Below are 16968 nucleotides of genomic sequence, written 5' to 3' on the forward strand. Positions count from 1 at the left end.
CCTGTGATGTAGTTAATGCGCTTCTATTAGAAGCTATAAGTCGCTTTTACGTAGTAATAGCCACCATTGAAACCAAACGGCGAGGTTTCATAGTACAAGCCACCCCAATTGTTATTAGGAATACCTGTACGGTCCTCGAAATCTAAAGGCTCTGCCTCTTGGTCGAAGATGTTTTGTGCACCCACAGATAGACCGATGGCTTCGGTGGGGTAGTAAGTCACCTCCGCATCAACCGTTACTGCGGCATCGGCCATTTTTGCTGTTTGGTCGAAGTCAACATGAACACCTTGGTACTCACCGAAGTAATTCACGCGCACAAAGCCAGAGAATGAATCCCATTGTTGTGACCAAGTTGCTGTACCACGATGATTAGGTAGGTCTTCCTCTAGGCGTTGTACTTTAAAGTCGCCGGTAATATCACTGAAGCTGGTTACTTCAGTTTCATTCCAGTTGTACGCCAAGCTAAAGGTTGAGAAACCATCGAGTAAATCAGTGCTGTAGTTGGCTACGATATCAACACCCTCAGTGGTGGTGTCGAAGTCATTGGTGAAGAAACTGACTTGTGCAAGTTGGTCGACATTCGGCACACCTGCTTGTTTTAAAATGTCTTTATCTTCATCGCTAAGCACGATTTTTTCTGATTGGCTGATACGGTCTTCTACATCGATGTTGTAGTAATCCATGGTTAGATAGAAATCACCGTTTTGGTAAACCGCACCGAAGGTATAGCTATCAGATTCTTCCGGCTGTAGTTCTTCACCACCGAGTTGAACCGCAATCGGGTTAGTTGGTGGTAACAGCGCCGAATCAACCAACACGCCACTGCTTAGGTTCGTTTGCACGTTACTAACGTTCGCTTGCCCAACAGTAGGCGCACGGAAACCAGTGCTTAATGAACCACGCAATGAGAACATGTCATTAATAGTGTAATGACCCGTTACTTTGTAGTTAGTTGTTGAACCAAAGCTGTCGTAATCTTCATAGCGCAGCGCCCAACCCATTAAAAAGTTCTCAGTGAATGGTGTTTCGATATCAATATAGGCAGCATAGTTGCGGCGTGTGAACTCACCGGCTTGTGAAGGCTTAAAGCCAGGGAAGCCATTAGAACCAATACTGAAGCCTTGCTCTGTTAGCGGGCCGATTTCAAATGAATCTTCATCGCCAGCGATCACGGTGAAGGTTTCTTCACGCCACTCAATACCACCGGCAACGTTGGCATCGTAATACAAGCCCCAATCAAAGGTTCGGGTGATATCGAAGTTAAATGTTTTCTCTAGCTGCTCGTATTTACCTGGTGAGAAATCGCGCGGTGTTTGCGGGCCTAAAGAGGCATTTACGGTGTCATAGAGGAAGTAGCGTGAGGCGTTATAGCCCACTGAGCCGCTGGCATCATAGAGCCAACCTTTGAGCCAACCATCGCTAAACTCACCTTTCACACCTGCCGTGAATGAGGTGTCAACGATATTACCGCCGAAGTTTGGCGTAAAACCACCAGGAAGAATTTCATTAAAGGCAAAGCAATCAGGGTTATTAGCAACACCATTAATGTACTCTGGGTTGTCCAGTACGTTATCGTCGATTTGGATATTGGTTGGGCAGTTGCCGCTCATATCGCCAGTTAAATCACCCACCAGCAGCGTTTCACCGCCATCGTTGGAGTACACACCTGGGCGTGTATGCGGGTTACGATAATAGAAGCCACCACGAACATCACGCTCAGAATAGTTTCCGAACATGTAGAACTCATCATCATTGGTTAGCTCTAAGCCAACATTACCAAAAATGGAAATGTCGTCTTCAATCTCTGGGGTACCCCAAATTTGTGCAGGGTCGTCAATATCCGGCACGCCCGCCGCTGTTAACGCAATCGCGTCAGCGCGCTGAGTACTGCGACTTGTCGCATCAGCATTTTTATATTGGAAGCTTAAGTTAGCGAAGCCGTTATCAGTGAAAGGTAAACCAATGTTACCCGCAATTTGGGTGCTATCACCGTCGCCTTCGTAGTACTGCCCATGGCGTACTTCAAACGTACCCCCTTCGCTGGCATCTTTCAGCACGAAGTTCATTACCCCAGCAATTGCATCCGACCCGTACTGCGCCGCAGCACCATCGCGCAATACCTCTACTTGTTTCAGCGCGATGCTTGGGATCACTGAAATATCAGGGCCTTGTGCACCATCGTTAATACCACCGCCTAAAAATGCGATGACCGAGGCGCGATGGCGGCGTTTACCATTGAGTAAGACGAGTGTGCTATCTGAGGGGAGACCTCGCAAGTTAGCAGGGCGCACAAGCGTTGCTGCGTCACTGATAGGGTTACTATGTACATTAAATGATGGAACAGTGCCTTTAAGCACTTCTAACATATCGGAATTACCCACCTTACTGAGCTCTTCACCGCCGATAATATCAACCGGAACAGGAGAACTGCCGATAGAGCGTGGCGCAGCACGAGACCCTACGACGGCGATTTTTTCAATATTTTTCGTTTTTTCAGCGTTGCTCTCGTCTTCAGCAAGTGCATTACCGGTGTGTAGCAGCGCTACCGTTGATGTGGAAAGAAGTGCGCAGCGAACGGCTGCTTGCAGAGTTCTGTATTTCAACTTCATATTGTATCCCCCAGTTAGTATACAGATTTATGATTCTTTGTTGTCATTGTGTATAAGGTATCTATACATGTTGTTTACAATAGATTCAACACAACAATAACTTTTGTTACAAAATATTAGACCTAAGTGGGAGAAAATCCTTGGTGCTAGCGTCTAGGAGTTATCTGTGTGACAATCATTTAGTAACTACTTAGTGAAGACCTTATGCGCATCTATCGTTTATTCCATCGCGCTCCAATCCGCGTGCTGCTTATTTCTCGGCGGCGACAAAAATTGAAATTACGTCGCGCGATGGTGACGGTGAAGTGGGCCTTGGCGCAAGAACGCCAAGAAACAAAAGAGATGCTGGATATCTACCGACGCTACACGCGTGGTAACGCCACTAAGCATGAACTCAAAGTGGCGAATGAACAGTTTGTGGATATTTTAAAGGGGCTGGGTTTAGGCGTGTTTGCAATACTGCCATTTGCACCTATTACCATCCCCCTTGTTGTTAAAATTGCCAAGCTGGTAGGGGTTGAGGTGTTACCTAGCTCGTTCAGTCACCCTAAACCACCAGCTAAGAATTCATCCCGCTGCGACGACAATTCCCCTCCTCAGGACTAGTTTAGACACTGGCGTGCCCAACTAGGCGGCGCTCAGCTAACTGCCCGGTTGAGTGGGGAGGGCAGTGTTGTTGTCGATATACACATTGCGACTAAGGGGATCAATGTAAAGAAAATCGCTGTCCGGGGCGAGTTCATATTCGTTTCCAGAAATATGTACTCCATCGAAAGAAGCGTGATCAGAGTAGCTGTAGGTTCGCACAATATCACGCCAGTTGGTTTCCTCGGCGAAGTGGACTTGCTCAAAACGGTTATCGCGCACGGTCAACGCGTACACAGGGCGCAGTTGCTCTCTGCCAAGACTATTTAGGCGCAGACCAAATCGAGTGTTATGAATAAAGTTTTTCTCAAACATAATGTTATCCCACGGGATTTGTCGGGGAGCTTGAGAGTTCGGGTATAAGTTCATAACAAACCCATCAATGTTCATAAAGCGATTATGAGCGACCCACAAATCTGAGTAGTAGCTCACCTCAAATGCGGTCTTGTTAATATCCTTAAAGGTATTGAACAACACATTCGCAGTTTGTGCTGGCGCACGAGTTGAAAGCTTAAGGGTACAACTCTCAAATTCATTGTCCAACACCACAATATCATTCACCCCTCCCACGTAAGAGTTTGTCTGTGCTTGTGTTGTTGTCACTTGCCGACACTGACTAAAGCGGTTGCTGGCGATCATGACTTCACGGGTATTGGTGGTGAAATAATCGGCTTCAGGCCCAGAGGTCACGCGCAAAGCGGCATCACCAAAGTTGCTAAACTCATTGCCGATAATTTTTACGTTTGTAGCCGAGGCGATATACACACCTTGTTTGCCCCAGGTGCTAACTTGGTGACCGTTATGGAGCCCTTGAAAATGTAACGAGCTCAGGGTGAAGTCTTGCGCTGGTTTAACGTAAAGCAAGTATTCTCCAGAAAAGTTTGCACACTTTTTTAATTTACTCTGTGTAAAAGAGCGCAAAGTGATTTGCTCACTGTGTTGCAACACTAAGGTGGTGCACACATCGTACGTGCCCTCAGCAAAGATTAGCGTGTCACCTTTGGCCAGTGAGTCGAGGGCGCTTTGTATCGCTACGCTGTCATCTTGTTGATCATCGGCTGTGGCGCCGAAATCGCCGACATGCACATTTTCTGCGTGGGCAACGAAAGAAAAAAGTAAAAGAAAGTAAATAAATCGCGTCATGATGGATCCTTGAAAATAGATAATTCAAAGTCGTGGTTCTGACTGGTAATGCGATGTAGGGAACCGGTTACCTTTAGCATAGTGTGCCATCCTCAGAGTCTCAATGTATTTGCTTAAAAGCACGCTAATACAGCGTAAAATATTCAATCGGGCGATAGACCAAGCCTTGCTCATCACGGGTCGACTCAAACAATGTAAAACTATGCACTTGCATATCAAAAGCTGGCATCGGTTGAGCAACTGTGGGCATCGCTTTGCAGTTTCTTGCTAGGGTGATGTGGGGGCGATAGCGCCGGTGCGGATCTTCAATATGATGTTTTTGTGCTATCTCTTTGAGGTCATTGTGCAGTGTGAATAACGCATCAGGTGGTGAGATGGGGCGAAGGTGAAAAATGCCATTACTGGGCCACCAATCGATGTCAGCCACCTTTAAGTTAAACTTCCTAAGCTGCAGGGCTCTCACTTCTTTAATCAGCGCAGCCTCTGTATTCAAAGAGGTACTGCCAAGAAATAACAGGGTTAAGTGCCAGTTTCGTGGTTGCGTAAAGGCTTTATCGGCAATGACATGGTGTTGTAACCAGTGCGCGAGTGAAGACTTTGCCTCATTGCTTAAACCCAGAGCAAAAAACAACCGTCGGCTGGAAAGTGAAGACGCCATTACTCATCCTATACCAATTATAAGGCGAACTTGATATGCTGGATATTATCAGCAACCAACGATGAGTCTGCAATGAATCTTTTGGTAAATACGCCGCGTAAGGATAACGCGCCAATCCCTTTTTATGTTATCAATCAAAACAACTTAGAGACATGGTCTGAGCAACAGGATGACTTTACCCGAACTTGGGTATTGCGTTCACTCGGTGGAGGTCAAGGTCTATGTGTTGTGCCAAATACCGACAATGGCGAACCTAAACTGGCAGTCTTAGTCAGCGATAATGAGCAAAGTGTGTGGGCCGCTGGAGACAGTGTGAACAAGTTGCCAGAGGGCGATTATCAACTGACGGACTGCGCCAACGAACGTGATATTGCCCTGGGTTTTGCGCTCGGTGGCTATCAATTCACCGGGTATAAACAACGAATGCACCGAAAGCGCGTTTACTCATAACCGATAAGGCGTTGTTCAATGAGCTGGTAGCCAGTGTTGAGTCGACAAACTTAGTGCGCGATCTTGTTAATACGCCTGCGGCGGATATGATGCCTCAACACTTAAGTGAAGTCATGAGCGACTTAGCTGAGCGTTACGATGGCCAATTTTCACAGTGGATCGGTGATGAGCTATTAGAGCAAAACTATCCGACCATTCATTTGGTCGGTCGTGCGAGCGAAAACAAGCCGCGATTGCTTGATTTGCGCTGGGGCGATAAAAAAGCGCCTAAAATCATTTGGTAGGCAAGGGCGTATGCTTTGACTCCGGCGGTTTAGATTTAAAGCCTGCGGCGGGCATGCGTTTAATGAAAAAAGACATGGGCGGTGCGGCGCATGTATTGGGCCTTGCTAATATGATTATGGCAGCTGGGTTAAACGTGCAGCTACGGGTGTTAATTCCTGCAGTCGAAAATGCGGTATCACGTAATGCGTTTCGCCCAGGTGATGTGGTTAAAACTCGTAAAGGCATTACCGTTGAAATTGACAATACCGATGCCGAGGGTCGCTTAGTGTTGTGCGATGCGCTTGATGAAGCGCAGCAAGATAACCCCGATCTTATTATCGATTCGCCACCCTCACCGGCGCTATGCGAATTGCTCTTGGCACCGAGTTACCCGGTTTTTCAGTAGCGATGATGGCATCGCTCAGGCGTTGACAGAGGCTGGCTATCAAAGCCAAGATCCAGTATGGCGTATGCCACTGTTTGCTCAGTATAAAAACTTGTTGAAAAGCGACGTGGCGGATATGAGCAACTGCTCACAAGGGCCATTTGGCGGCGCCATTACCGCAGCGCTTTACCTGCAAGAGTTTGTTGCTAAAGAAACACCTTGGGTACACTTTGATGTTATGGCGTGGAATGTGCGCGCACTACCAGGCCGCCCGGTAGGTGGTGAGGCCTTTGGTATTCGTGCTGCATACACTATGTTGCAACAGCGCTTTGGTAGCTAAGCAAAAAAAGTTACACTAAAGGCTGCGTAAGCGGCCTTTTTAATGTTCAGATAACCAGGCGATTGCCGCGCGAGGGTCGTCGAAATATTTAACTTCGCCACTAACAAACCAATTTGCAACACTTGCCGCGAAGCTTTGCCACCGCTTATGGCCGTACAAGGCTATGCGTTTAAATTGCTTACGATGAATAACCCTAACTTGAAGTCATCCCACATAGCTCGTGTCGTAAAACCGTCTAGCTGACTGGCGTCGATGAAAACATCGACAATGGGCTCGTCAATATCAGCCAAGGCCGAAGCGAATAATGGCGTCAGTAGTTGATAATGCTCATGATTCAACGTACCGGTCAGTACTAAGGCGATATAGATGCGCTGCTGGTGGCGCTCTATATCTACTTTCAAACCGTCTTTAGCCATAACACTGTTCCTATATAGCTCACGCTCAAGGTAACCATAGCGGTATTTATGAAAGTTTTAAAGTAATTGGGACGCCATTGCAGCCCATAGTCGCGTTACCCTTGTTGGCAGGCCGTTACCGCCTCGGCAATGAGCTCTAACCCAGTTTGCGAGCACTCAGGTAAAGCCGCTTGACTGTCACGCACTGGAGTTACACGCTCACCCCACTTTATGTAACTGGCTGCCCATGTCAGGCCAGCGCCGAAGGCGGCTGACATTATATTCGCGCCAGGTTTGACCATCCCTCTTTCGACAGCCTCACACAAGGCAATGGCAATGGTTGCTGCGGAGGTATTGCCGTATTCATCGATATTAACCATCACTTTGTCATCGTCTACTTTTAAGCGCTGTTGAATTGATTGGATAATTCGTAAGTTCGCTTGGGTGTGGTACTAATACATCGATGTCATCGAGGCTAAGTTGTGCCTGACTCAACACATCGTCGCAGGCTACACTCATGCCTTTGACGGCACGTTGAAGATTTCCGGGCCAACAAAGTTTAAATCAGACCCGCCAATGGTCTGGTATTTATTCACGTTTGGTGCCAAAGTTACTAATATGCAAAATTGAACGGTCGCTGCTGTCACAGCCACTTTTGCTCGCGAGTAACCCTAATGGTTGCTCACTGGCTTGCAGTACCACCGCACCGGCGCCATCACCAAATAACACCGCACTGTCACGCAGGGCCCAATTGACATACCACAGCATGCGCTCGGCGGCGACTACAACAGCGGTTTAATCATGCCTGCCTGGATTTGAGCCGTGGCCATTGCAGCGCATATAAAAAACCAGAGCAGGCGGCGTTACTGTCACAGGTTGCGGCCCCTTTGGCGCCTAGGCGTTGTTGTACTTCCGAGGCTGTGTTGGCGACCATGGTACTCGGTGTGCAAGTGGCAACCAGCACGAGATCAAGCTGCTCGGCGTCAACGCCAGCACAATCTAACGCGCGTTGAGCGGCCACGTTGCAAGCTCGGCAGTGCTTACGTGGCTAATATGGCGGGCTTTAATACCGGTGCGAGAGCTGATCCACTCATCTGAGGTATCAACCACGGTGGCAATGTCATCGTTAGTAATGCGTGCTGTGGGATACATTTGCCCCAGCCAGTGATCTCTGCATAGTGCATAAAAATTCCTAAGGTTGCTGCGTCGGACGTTTGTTTATTCATCTGGCCCGATCTCTTTGCTATGGCAACTTTATACCAAAATGCAGCGTTTGGTCGAGTTATACTGGTTTGCACCGGCAAAGTAGTTCAGGTAAAAGAAAATAATAACCAAGGAAAACAATGAAACTCACCACATGTGCAAGCTACTATTGGCGTTATCAAGCGCAAGCGCTTGGGCGCAAAGTACATTGATTTATGCCGGTAAAATACTCCCAGCGGCCATGCCGATGTCTCGAGCGGCAAACCCTCGAAGTAGTAGACGGACGTGTCAGGGTATTCATGAAGGCTATGTTAGTGCTCAAACGTTAGGCTTGGCCGACGCGCATATTATTGACCTTAAAGAACAATTTGTAATGCCGGGGCTGATAGATTTGCACGTGCATATTAGTTTTGAACGTGATCCCCAGGCTGACCCTGAAAGGTGGTTGAAGGAGGTCGAGGCCGATCAGGCGTTACGTGCAACGCAATTTCTTGGCAATACCCTCAATGCGGGGTTCACTACCGTGCGTGATTTGGGCAGTTATAACGAGGTGATTTTTCCGCTGCAACGAGCAGTAGAAAGTGGCGTAATACAGGGGCCACGTATTATTGCTGCAGGTGAGGCGGTGACTCCAACAGGCGGCCACGGTGATTTACATGGGTATAGACAAGAGGTACTTGATGCGTTTGCTCCACGCATGGGCGTGTGCAATGGCGCCGATGATTGCACACGGGCGGTGCGCGAGATTGTAAAAGCCGGGGCACAAGTTATCAAAATCACGGCCACTGGCGGGGTATTGAGTAACACTCAAGCGGGGCTCAATCAGCAACTGACCGATGAGGAAATGAAGGCGATTGTTGATACCGCTCATAATCTTGGTCGCCCTGTGACAGCTCACGCACACAGCGCCCAGGGGGTTGCAGCTGCACTTCGCAGCGGAGTCGATTCTATCGAGCACGGTTCTTATGCTAATGACGAAACGGTGGCGCTGTTTAAAAGTACGGGCGCTTACTTAGTGCCGACATTGTTAGCGGGGATCTCTGTGAGTGAGGAAGTGAAGCACAATGATAAGGTTCCTCAGGCAATTGTAGACAAAATAACGCAGGTCGCCCCGGTGGTGAAAGCATCATTCCAACGGGCTTTAGATGAAGGCGTGAATATCGCGTTTGGTACCGACTCAGGGGTATCCCGCCATGGAGATAACGCCCGCGAATTTGCATTGTTAGTCGAGTATGGTATGTCGCCCCGTGAAGCGTTGGCGACTAGTTTAGAACAAGCACCTAAGCTATTGAATATGAGCAAGGAAGTTGGCAAATTACAAAACGGATACTACGCTGATGTAATTGCTGTTGCGCAGTCGCCATTAAAGGATATTTCGCAACTAAGCGCAGTGACCTTTGTCATGAAAGAAGGGAAAGTCATCAAACATCATGAGCAAGATTAAAGCGCAAACGTTGGCGCAACTAATTGAGTTAGAAAGAACTTTAATGAGCGAAGAGGTGCGCAGCAATGCCTCGCGATTAAATGAGTTGCTTGATGAACGTTTTATCGAGGTGTCGGCCGACGGCCGGCGCTTTGATAAGGACAATGTGCTTGCTCGGCTACCAAAAGAGCAAGCCAAGGGACGAAAACCCACCTTTCACAATCAAGATTTTGAAGGGCGTATGCTGTGCGATGATGTCGCCCAGCTCTCTTACCGAGGTGCGCTCAGACGCATCAAAGGAGGGCAATGGCACTACTCTGTAAGGATGTCGATATGGTGTCTGAATAGCAACCAAGATTGGCGTTTAGTTTACCACCAAGGCACGCCTTGTGAGGCCTTCCAGTTAAACCGGTAACGTCGCCGTAGTCTCCCACTCTGTGCTTTTCTCAGCGCCAGAATAACGATAGACTTTCATTATTCTTCACCCCTTAGCGCTGTTATTTTGGACCTGCTATTACAATCCAGCATTCGCCGTGTGTTATTGCTACGCAGTGTCGCCATTGCACTGCAGTTACTGGCGGTGCTCATTGCTTACTATGTACTTGATTTTGCGTTAGCACTTTTGCCGCTGTTGAGCATCATCGCCGTGGAGTCGCTATTTCAGCTGCTGAGTGTGGTGTTGCTACGACGACGCATCCACAGTCGCGCACCGGTGGGCGCCGCCACCGTAGTGTGGCAATTATTAGCTGATATCCTGTTTTTAACCTTGCTGCTTATGCACAGTGGCGGGGCGACCAATGCCTTTGTGTCATTGCTGCTGTTGCCGGTTATGATTGCTGCTGTGACCTTACCTGGGCGTTTAACGGTGTTATTAACCGTTATTGCAATTGCTGCTTATTCGGCCTTAGTGATGATGATGCCATTGCATCATCAAGGTGAGCAGGGCATGCAAATGCGCCACCATTTTATCGCCATGTGGATAAACTTTGTACTCAGTGCCGTTGTGGTCGCCACTCTGGTTAGCGCATTGTCTCGCACTTTGGCAAAACAACAGCGCGCTATTGCCCAAAGCCGAGAAGAGCAGCTTCGCGCTGAGCAGCTTGTGTCTTTGGGCAGCGCTGCAGCGCAAGCGACTCACCAACTAGCCACACCGCTTGCAAATTTGGCGCTGTTGCATGATGAAGCAAGGGAGCTAAGCGCCGACAATCCGACATTACAGCCTGTGGTTGATGATATGGCGGTGCCTTTGGCACAGTGTCAGCGGCAGTTGGATTGTTTTCGTGCTCGGGCACAGCAGCTGCGTGATGCTCATGAAAGAGCGCCTCATTATCAGCCGCTATTACAGCTCGTTGATGAGATCCGCCAAGCTTTCACGCTGAATTATCCGTCTCAGCAACTGCATTGTCAGCTCCCACATCAAGGTGAACATATTGAAATTATTAGTGACCCATTGTTGAGTGCCGCTGTGATTAACGTATTGGCCAATGCTGTGCGGGCAAACGAAGAGGTTGGGGCAGAGCGTATCACGATTACCATCCGCGACTCTGACTCTGCTCTTCATTGGCGAATTGAGGACCAAGGCCGAGGGTTTAGCGCTGAGATGCAGGCCTCCTTGGGCAGCGCAGTGATAGCGAGTAGCGATGGTTTTGGTGTGGCGCTGTGGCTAACCAACGCCACGATAGAGCGCATTGGTGGCACTTTGGCATTGGCCAACAATGAACACGGTGCATGCATTGATATCACTATTCCTAAGAGGCGCTATGAAGCTGTTACTGATTGAAGATGACCTGGCCTTTGCGCGAACACTCATGAGGCGCCTAGAAGCGCACACCCAAGCGCAGGCACATGCTGATTGTGTGCAAAGTGCGCTGTTTCAAGCACGACAGTTACGCCCCAGCCACATTATTTTGGATATGAATTTAAATAATGAGTCTGGACTGCAGCTGCTTGCACCGCTGCGCTCTTTGCTGCCGAGTGCGCGCATCATATTGCTGACTGGGTTTGCCAGTATTGCCACTGCAGTCAAAGCAGTGAAGCTCGGCGCTGATGATTACCTCGCTAAGCCTGTGTCTATGGCACTTTTACTAGCCACTTTGGAGGATGATATTGTGCATTCACACGTTTCGCACGACGATGAGGTCATGTCTCCTGAGCGTTTGGAGTGGGAGCATATTCAAGCGGTGCTGACGCGCAACAATGGCAACATTTCGCAAACAGCGCGCCAACTCAACATGCACCGACGTACCTTGCAACGTAAGTTGCAGAAAAACCGGTGGCAAATTAACCTCGCTGAGGAGACTTTAGAAAAGAAAAAAGGCCAATAACAACGTGGCCTTTGGTAGCTATCACAAAGAGAAACTAACACCTAGATGGAGAGTACGGCCCAGTGCCTGTAAACGTTGTCCTTTATCTAACTCCCGGCCATCAACACGGTTTATGCCGTTGAGATGTGGCGCATAGCTATGATCAAAAAGGTTGTTAACCGCTGCATTGAACTGCCAATGGCTGTTGATATCATAATCTACACTCACATCAACGACACCATAGCCGGGTGAGCTCAGCTCGTTGTTATAGTGCGACACATGCGTTTGCGACTGGGCGAAGCGCCAACGCGCAGCCACTTGGTAATCATTGGCATAGTAATGGGCACTTAATTGGCCGTTAAGTGGGCTGATACGATAGAGATCGTCATTCACCTCATCCCTGCGTTTACCGCGCACATAACTAATCTGAGCATTAACTTGCCACTGCCGAGAGAGTTGATACTCGGCGCTCATATCAGCCCCGTAAAGGTGAGCATCAATATTACTAAAGCGAAGCGCGCCTTGCCCAGACATCATCATCGCCACCATATTCACCACACTGTCTTCACTGGGGATGCCTTGAATGTAATTATCAATTCGTTGATAAAATAGCTGAGGCTTTATCGAGAGCCGCTCACAGGTGTATGACCAACCCACATTCGCTTGGTACGCCGTTTCAGGTTTAAGGTTGATATTACCGACATAGGTTTTACCATCCGCAAGGCCCCCGGTTGCTTGCATGGGAAGCCATAAATAACGCGCTTGATAGCTCGCAGCCCGCTCTTTGATAGCGACACCGTAACTGAGGTCTGAGTGTGAATTCAACGTATAGCGATTATTGATGACCACATCGAAGGTGGTATCACTGACGCTTTTGTCTGCATCATTTAAAACGAGTTTGTAAGGTTGCAACCGCTGGCATCATCATGGCCATGGTGGAGCTTACTTTATCGGCATTGGCAACATTGTATTTCAACCGTGCGCCTACTGTTGTGTTGAGCTTGCGGTGGCTAAACGTGTACTCGGTGAATAGGCTATGGCGGTCATCAGCAACATTATTAAAGTTTTCCACGAAAAATGCGTCATTGTTTGGATTAGTGATGTCCGCATCATGACGGTTGATACTGCCATCATAGCCCCATAGCCAAGCCCCTGTTTGTATGTGGGCAAAGAGACTGGTACTGCGTCCTAAAGCCAGGGTATAACGTGCTTTTTGCGCGGTACTGAGGGCGCGCTGTTGGTAGTTATCCATACCATGCTCGCCATCTTGAAAGCCCATACCCCATAATAGCGTTGTGTCACTGATTTCGTGCTCACCCGATACCTCAAATCGTGTGGTGTCGATGTAATCAATATCCATAGGCAGCGCGGCTGTGCCGCTTTGTTTGGTATCGGTACGATGAATATTGGCGAAGAGGCGCCCTTGATTTAGGGCCGACGTGGTAAGCACACCATACTGGTGACGCTGGTAATCACTGTTCGGAATAGCACCTTCTTTGGCCTCTTGTCATCACTGTTGCGCGTATCTGCGTAGGCGAGCCAAGCAAATTGGCTATTACCAGCGCCCCTCAGCGAGGCTAGCATTGAACCCTGAGCCATTATCTTGTGCATTGATGCGGCCATTAACAGTCAATGGGCTATCGAGCTCAGCGCGGCGCATGTTTACGTCAATGGCCCCGCCAAGCGTGTCGATACCGGCACTGACCGGGGCAATACCGCGATAGATGTCCATGTTTGCAATGATGATGGCAGGGGTGTAACTGAGTGGTGTATCCATTGAGTTGGGGCCTGCACCACTGAAGTTGAGGCCATTGCTGGCGACATTAATGCGTTGGGCAAACATACCTCGGTATTGCGCTAAACCTGTTATCGGGCCATTTTTGTTTACACCCGCCCAACAACACCATCGAGCCAATCGGCTGTGTCGGTTGCAAACTTTTGTGCCGGTATTTGCATTAAACGAGCACCCGTATCATGGTGTTGCGAGTGCACGGTGATCACTTCCATGGCCTGACTATTGACTGCGAAAAGTGCGGTGATGGTTGCGCCAAGGGCTGATTTTATCTTCATAATATCCACTGAGAATTGAAAAGCATGTCTGAATTTTCAATTGCTTAGGGACGAGGTGCAATAACAAACCGCCACAGTGCGGCAATATGTCGCACTCCAGTGAGCAACGCACGAATTTTGCTGGTACGGTGTTCGCAAGCTACGCTTAGTAGGTGTATTATTTGTGAGCCACGCTATGAATTTTGCAGATTTTAATTTTATCGCGGCTACAAATTCGCGATTAGTGTTGTTTAAAGCTCTCAGAGAGGAGATATGACTTCATAAAGCCTTAGTGTAAGCTTGCGCGCGAAAAAAAATGGATAACAATCACTATGGCTCAACTCTATTTCTACTACTCGGCGATGAATGCTGGAAAGTCCACAACCTTACTGCAATCGGCTTTTAACTATCGTGAGCGCGGTATGCGCCCTATGATTATGACTGCCGCGATAGACGACCGTTCAGGTGTTGGTAAGGTTGCCTCGCGAATTGGCTTGCAGGCCGATGCCTATGTCTTTGACGGTGAGTCTGATGTGTTTGCACTTATCCAACAGCAGCACCAAATCCAGCCGGTAAACTGTGTGTTGGTGGATGAAAGCCAGTTTTTATCGAAGCAGCAAGTGTGGCAGCTCACCGAGGTTGTCGATCAGTTGCGCATCCCGGTTTTATGTTATGGTCTACGCAGTGACTTCCTTGGTGAACTCTTTGTCGGTTCACAATATTTATTAGCCTGGGCCGATAAGCTGGTGGAGCTAAAAACCGTATGCCACTGCGGCCGCAAAGCCAACCACGTACTGCGCTATGACAGCGAAGGAGCGGTGGTTGCCAGTGGCGACCAAGTGCAAATTGGTGGTAACGAGCGCTATGTTTCCGTGTGTCGTAAACATTATAAGCAAGCGCTCAATGACCCGAGTACCACTCAGCAAAGCAATTGTTCTAAGCGTGCTTGACGTTCACTCTGTGGCATAAAACTCCAAGCAAGAAAGCGGCTGACTTTTTGCCCTAGGGCCATATTCACCACCTCAATATTGATGGCCCCAGCCTTACGCAAGGTGTTTTTGAGGGCCCTGAGGTTGTCTTTTTTTGAAATCAATGAGCTAAACCACAGTACCTGCTCGGCATAATGGCTGCTTTCTAAAATCATATCGCGCACAAAGCCAAGTTCGCCACCTTGGCACCACAGCTCATTGGCACGACCGCCAAAGTTGAGGTGCGCCCCTTTTGCTTGGCCTTTAAGGTTACGCCATTTACGCTCACTCCCAGCCTGTGCGCTTTGTTCGCTGTCGTGAAAAGGCGGATTACACAGGGTGGCGACTAAGGTATCTTGGGCTTTAACTATGCCGTTAAAATAACTACTTGGACGTTTTTGTTGTTGTACCTTGATAGGTAATTGATTGAGTTGTGCTAACTGCTTAGCGAGCTTGACAGACTGGGGGTCGATATCACTGGCAACAAACTGCCAGTTAAATAGTTTATGACCTAAGATAGGGTAAATGAGCGATGCGCCGGTACCCACATCCAACACTCTTACTTTATGATGCGCGACATCTAAGCCGCTGTCGTTGGCAAGTAGGTCGTGTAAGTGGTGCACATAATCGGCTCGCCCGGGAACCGGGGGGCATAAAAAGCCGCTGGGTAAATCCCATATATCAATGTGATAATGGTGCTTGAGCAGTGCTTGGTTGAGTGTTTTTAACGCGTTTGGGTCGCTGAAATCGATACTTGGCTGGCCATCGCGCCGAGTAATAATGTGGTTCTCTAAGCTAGGTAAGCTTCGACACAAGGCGTCGAAATCATAGCCGTTGGCGTGACGGTTCTTCGGATGCAAGGGCAAACTCTATTCCGCTAAAAGCACCATTATAGAGAAAATCACTCTGTTGCTGTAGTGCTTTATGACTGACGAAGAGCGCTACATGCGTTCATATTGCTCATTTTTAGTTTCATTGCTTTTCTTTACACCACTGGCCTAGTCACCATGCGAGCATAGCTGTTGTGGCTAAATAGTGACTGAATTATGTTACTTGTTGATAACATTTGATGCTGGTACGATGAGTAAAAAAGAATAAGCAGTATCAAGTATGAGCGATATTATTCAACAGTCGGTATATATTGATTACAGTGAGCAGCAAACCCTTCATTTACGTTATATTGCGCAAGATAACGCCACAGGTCCAGCCATCTTTTTTATGCATGGTGCTGTTGAAAATGGCAAGATTTTTTATACGCATTCGAATAAAGGATTAGCGCCTTTTTTAGCTAAACATGGATATCGATGTTATGTCGCCGACTTATGTGGTCGTGGCGAAAGTAAGCCATCAATAGGCCCTGGGGCCAGTTATGGGCAAACCGAGGCTATATGTCATGAAATTCCAGCGTTTTTGAGCAAATATAACGGAGCATGCCGGTGAATTTCCTCGTTTTTGGGTCGGCTCCACTCCTTGGGGCGGTTGTTATTCAACAGTGTCTTTGCTCGCTTTCCTGAGTACATAAAAGAAAGTCAGCGCCTGTGCATATTTTGGATCCAAGCGCTCATTGTATAACCGTACCCTAGTAAATCCTTAAAGGTTAATTGGTGTGGTATTGGTTGGCGCCAAAAAAAGCGAAGAAATATGGCTATTTGCCTGCGCGTAAACTGAAGTGGGGCAGTGATGACGAAACCGTTAAATCACACTATCAAAGTATGCAGTGGGCAAAGGTTAGGCCTTGGATTGATAGCGACGATGGTTTTGATTATGGCCATGCCATTAAACGCTTGGCGTTACCGCCAACGTTGCACATTGCAGGGGTGAAGGATAAACGCTGGCACAACCCATAGATATAAAGAAGTTTATGCAAGAGTCAGGTTGTGGCATCCAAGAATTTAAGTTGTACGGGCGCAGTCATGGCCATCACCATGACTACGGTCATATTGACATGCTTACTCATCCCCAAGCCAGCGGATCATTTCAGATGTACTGGCCTGGTTTTCACGCTACGGCTAAAGCTCGCTAAAGGCTGCTCATATTCTTTGAAGCTTTGTTCGCATCTTTATAGACGGGTTCACGCATTGATGGCGACTCAAGGTTGTCACCGCGTGATGTGATTCAAAATAGCGCAAGCAT

Annotated in this window: 16 protein-coding genes and 3 pseudogenes; 8 read left to right on the forward strand and 11 right to left on the reverse strand. The window is 48.2% G+C overall.

What is annotated here, in order from left to right; all coding sequences use genetic code 11:
• Nucleotides 1-26 precede the first annotated feature (26 nt).
• Entirely contained in the window at nucleotides 27-2609 is a 2583-nt protein-coding gene (locus tag PRUTH_RS17620; protein ID WP_045979007.1) for a TonB-dependent receptor plug domain-containing protein, read from the reverse strand.
• A 204-nt stretch (nucleotides 2610-2813) separates the two neighbouring features.
• Between PRUTH_RS17620 and PRUTH_RS17625 the strand changes: the two genes are divergently transcribed.
• On the forward strand, nucleotides 2814-3215 hold the full coding sequence (locus PRUTH_RS17625; protein ID WP_239408341.1) for a hypothetical protein: 402 nt from the start codon (nucleotides 2814-2816) through the stop codon (nucleotides 3213-3215).
• Between the two features lie 36 nt (nucleotides 3216-3251).
• Here the strand turns inward: PRUTH_RS17625 and PRUTH_RS17630 are convergent, their stop codons facing one another.
• Both PRUTH_RS17630 and thpR read right to left on the reverse strand, forming a co-directional pair.
• The gene (locus tag PRUTH_RS17630; RefSeq protein ID WP_045979009.1) at nucleotides 3252-4397 is read right to left on the reverse strand and encodes a glycosyl hydrolase family 28-related protein; all 1146 of its coding nucleotides are present in this window, start codon (nucleotides 4395-4397) and stop codon (nucleotides 3252-3254) included.
• Between the two features lie 124 nt (nucleotides 4398-4521).
• Entirely contained in the window at nucleotides 4522-5055 is a 534-nt protein-coding gene (thpR, locus tag PRUTH_RS17635) for an RNA 2',3'-cyclic phosphodiesterase (protein WP_151174060.1), read from the reverse strand.
• Between the two features lie 72 nt (nucleotides 5056-5127).
• Between thpR and PRUTH_RS17640 the strand changes: the two are divergent.
• Nucleotides 5128-6494: pseudogene (locus PRUTH_RS17640) on the forward strand (leucyl aminopeptidase family protein).
• 39 nt (nucleotides 6495-6533) lie between these two features.
• On the opposite strand, the gene PRUTH_RS19350 reads toward PRUTH_RS17640, so the two are convergent.
• The 3 genes and pseudogenes from PRUTH_RS19350 to PRUTH_RS17650 all read right to left on the reverse strand — a co-directional run bounded on the left by PRUTH_RS19350 (nucleotide 6534) and on the right by PRUTH_RS17650 (nucleotide 8073).
• On the reverse strand, nucleotides 6534-6653 hold the full coding sequence (locus PRUTH_RS19350; RefSeq protein ID WP_257221088.1) for a SpoIIAA family protein: 120 nt from the start codon (nucleotides 6651-6653) through the stop codon (nucleotides 6534-6536).
• Between the two features lie 2 nt (nucleotides 6654-6655).
• Complete coding sequence (locus PRUTH_RS17645) at nucleotides 6656-6910, reverse strand: SpoIIAA family protein (protein WP_257221089.1); 255 nt, start codon at nucleotides 6908-6910, stop codon at nucleotides 6656-6658.
• 95 nt (nucleotides 6911-7005) lie between these two features.
• Nucleotides 7006-8073, reverse strand: a pseudogene (locus PRUTH_RS17650) (ketoacyl-ACP synthase III).
• Nucleotides 8074-8246: 173 nt separating this feature from the next.
• Here PRUTH_RS17650 and PRUTH_RS17655 point away from each other — a divergent pair.
• The 4 genes from PRUTH_RS17655 (at nucleotide 8247) to PRUTH_RS17670 (ending at nucleotide 11839) form a co-directional block, all read left to right on the forward strand.
• On the forward strand, nucleotides 8247-9536 hold the full coding sequence (locus tag PRUTH_RS17655) for a metal-dependent hydrolase family protein (RefSeq protein ID WP_151174061.1): 1290 nt from the start codon (nucleotides 8247-8249) through the stop codon (nucleotides 9534-9536).
• Nucleotides 9523-9930 (forward strand): nuclear transport factor 2 family protein, encoded by a 408-nt coding sequence (locus tag PRUTH_RS17660; protein WP_151174062.1) that lies wholly within the window; start codon nucleotides 9523-9525, stop codon nucleotides 9928-9930. The genes PRUTH_RS17655 and PRUTH_RS17660 overlap by 14 nt, the downstream gene beginning before the upstream one ends.
• 87 nt (nucleotides 9931-10017) lie before the next feature.
• A complete protein-coding gene (locus PRUTH_RS17665; protein WP_151174063.1) occupies nucleotides 10018-11295 on the forward strand; it encodes a sensor histidine kinase in 1278 nt (425 codons plus the stop codon).
• Nucleotides 11276-11839, forward strand: a complete 564-nt coding sequence (locus PRUTH_RS17670; protein WP_151174064.1) for a response regulator transcription factor — start codon at nucleotides 11276-11278, stop codon at nucleotides 11837-11839. The genes PRUTH_RS17665 and PRUTH_RS17670 overlap by 20 nt, the downstream gene beginning before the upstream one ends.
• Before the next feature lie 21 nt (nucleotides 11840-11860).
• Here PRUTH_RS17670 and PRUTH_RS17675 read toward each other — a convergent pair whose 3' ends face one another.
• The 4 genes from PRUTH_RS17675 to PRUTH_RS17690 form a co-directional block, all read right to left on the reverse strand.
• Nucleotides 11861-12730, reverse strand: a complete 870-nt coding sequence (locus tag PRUTH_RS17675; protein WP_151174065.1) for a TonB-dependent receptor domain-containing protein — start codon at nucleotides 12728-12730, stop codon at nucleotides 11861-11863.
• Nucleotides 12702-13268 carry a hypothetical protein gene (locus tag PRUTH_RS17680; protein ID WP_151174066.1) on the reverse strand — a complete coding sequence of 189 codons (567 nt, stop codon included), beginning with the start codon at nucleotides 13266-13268 and terminating at the stop codon, nucleotides 12702-12704. Before PRUTH_RS17680 ends, PRUTH_RS17675 begins: the two co-directional genes overlap by 29 nt.
• A 105-nt stretch (nucleotides 13269-13373) precedes the next feature.
• Nucleotides 13374-13733: a TonB-dependent receptor plug domain-containing protein gene (locus tag PRUTH_RS17685; protein ID WP_257221090.1), complete on the reverse strand. Its 360-nt coding sequence runs from the start codon at nucleotides 13731-13733 to the stop codon at nucleotides 13374-13376.
• Nucleotides 13703-13888 (reverse strand): hypothetical protein, encoded by a 186-nt coding sequence (locus tag PRUTH_RS17690; RefSeq protein WP_151174068.1) that lies wholly within the window; start codon nucleotides 13886-13888, stop codon nucleotides 13703-13705. The genes PRUTH_RS17685 and PRUTH_RS17690 overlap by 31 nt, the downstream gene beginning before the upstream one ends.
• A 311-nt stretch (nucleotides 13889-14199) precedes the next feature.
• On the opposite strand from PRUTH_RS17690, the gene PRUTH_RS17695 reads away from it, so the two are divergent.
• Entirely contained in the window at nucleotides 14200-14817 is a 618-nt protein-coding gene (locus tag PRUTH_RS17695) for a thymidine kinase (RefSeq protein WP_053910801.1), read from the forward strand.
• Here PRUTH_RS17695 and rlmF read toward each other — a convergent pair.
• Nucleotides 14787-15695, reverse strand: coding sequence for a 23S rRNA (adenine(1618)-N(6))-methyltransferase RlmF (gene rlmF, locus PRUTH_RS17700; protein ID WP_151174058.1), 909 nt, complete (start codon nucleotides 15693-15695; stop codon nucleotides 14787-14789). The two genes, PRUTH_RS17695 and rlmF, sit on opposite strands and share 31 nt — an antisense overlap.
• A gap of 250 nt (nucleotides 15696-15945) precedes the next feature.
• On the opposite strand from rlmF, the pseudogene PRUTH_RS17705 reads away from it, so the two are divergent.
• Nucleotides 15946-16848 (forward strand): annotated as a pseudogene (locus PRUTH_RS17705) (alpha/beta fold hydrolase).
• Nucleotides 16849-16968 lie beyond the last annotated feature (120 nt).

Source organism: Pseudoalteromonas ruthenica (assembly GCF_008808095.1).
Lineage (GTDB): Bacteria > Pseudomonadota > Gammaproteobacteria > Enterobacterales > Alteromonadaceae > Pseudoalteromonas > Pseudoalteromonas ruthenica.

What these genes read in the sequence shown, in the direction of transcription:
- PRUTH_RS17620 (WP_045979007.1), bottom strand. Translation starts at nt 2,609, where the DNA reads ATGAAGTTGAAATACAGAACTCTGCAAGCAGCCGTTCGCTGCGCACTT.
- PRUTH_RS17625 (WP_239408341.1), top strand. Translation starts at nt 2,814, where the DNA reads ATGCGCATCTATCGTTTATTCCATCGCGCTCCAATCCGCGTGCTGCTT.
- PRUTH_RS17630 (WP_045979009.1), bottom strand. Translation starts at nt 4,397, where the DNA reads ATGACGCGATTTATTTACTTTCTTTTACTTTTTTCTTTCGTTGCCCAC.
- thpR (WP_151174060.1), bottom strand. Translation starts at nt 5,055, where the DNA reads ATGGCGTCTTCACTTTCCAGCCGACGGTTGTTTTTTGCTCTGGGTTTA.
- PRUTH_RS17645 (WP_257221089.1), bottom strand. Translation starts at nt 6,910, where the DNA reads ATGGCTAAAGACGGTTTGAAAGTAGATATAGAGCGCCACCAGCAGCGC.
- PRUTH_RS17655 (WP_151174061.1), top strand. Translation starts at nt 8,247, where the DNA reads ATGTGCAAGCTACTATTGGCGTTATCAAGCGCAAGCGCTTGGGCGCAA.
- PRUTH_RS17660 (WP_151174062.1), top strand. Translation starts at nt 9,523, where the DNA reads ATGAGCAAGATTAAAGCGCAAACGTTGGCGCAACTAATTGAGTTAGAA.
- PRUTH_RS17670 (WP_151174064.1), top strand. Translation starts at nt 11,276, where the DNA reads ATGAAGCTGTTACTGATTGAAGATGACCTGGCCTTTGCGCGAACACTC.
- PRUTH_RS17690 (WP_151174068.1), bottom strand. Translation starts at nt 13,888, where the DNA reads ATGAAGATAAAATCAGCCCTTGGCGCAACCATCACCGCACTTTTCGCA.
- PRUTH_RS17695 (WP_053910801.1), top strand. Translation starts at nt 14,200, where the DNA reads ATGGCTCAACTCTATTTCTACTACTCGGCGATGAATGCTGGAAAGTCC.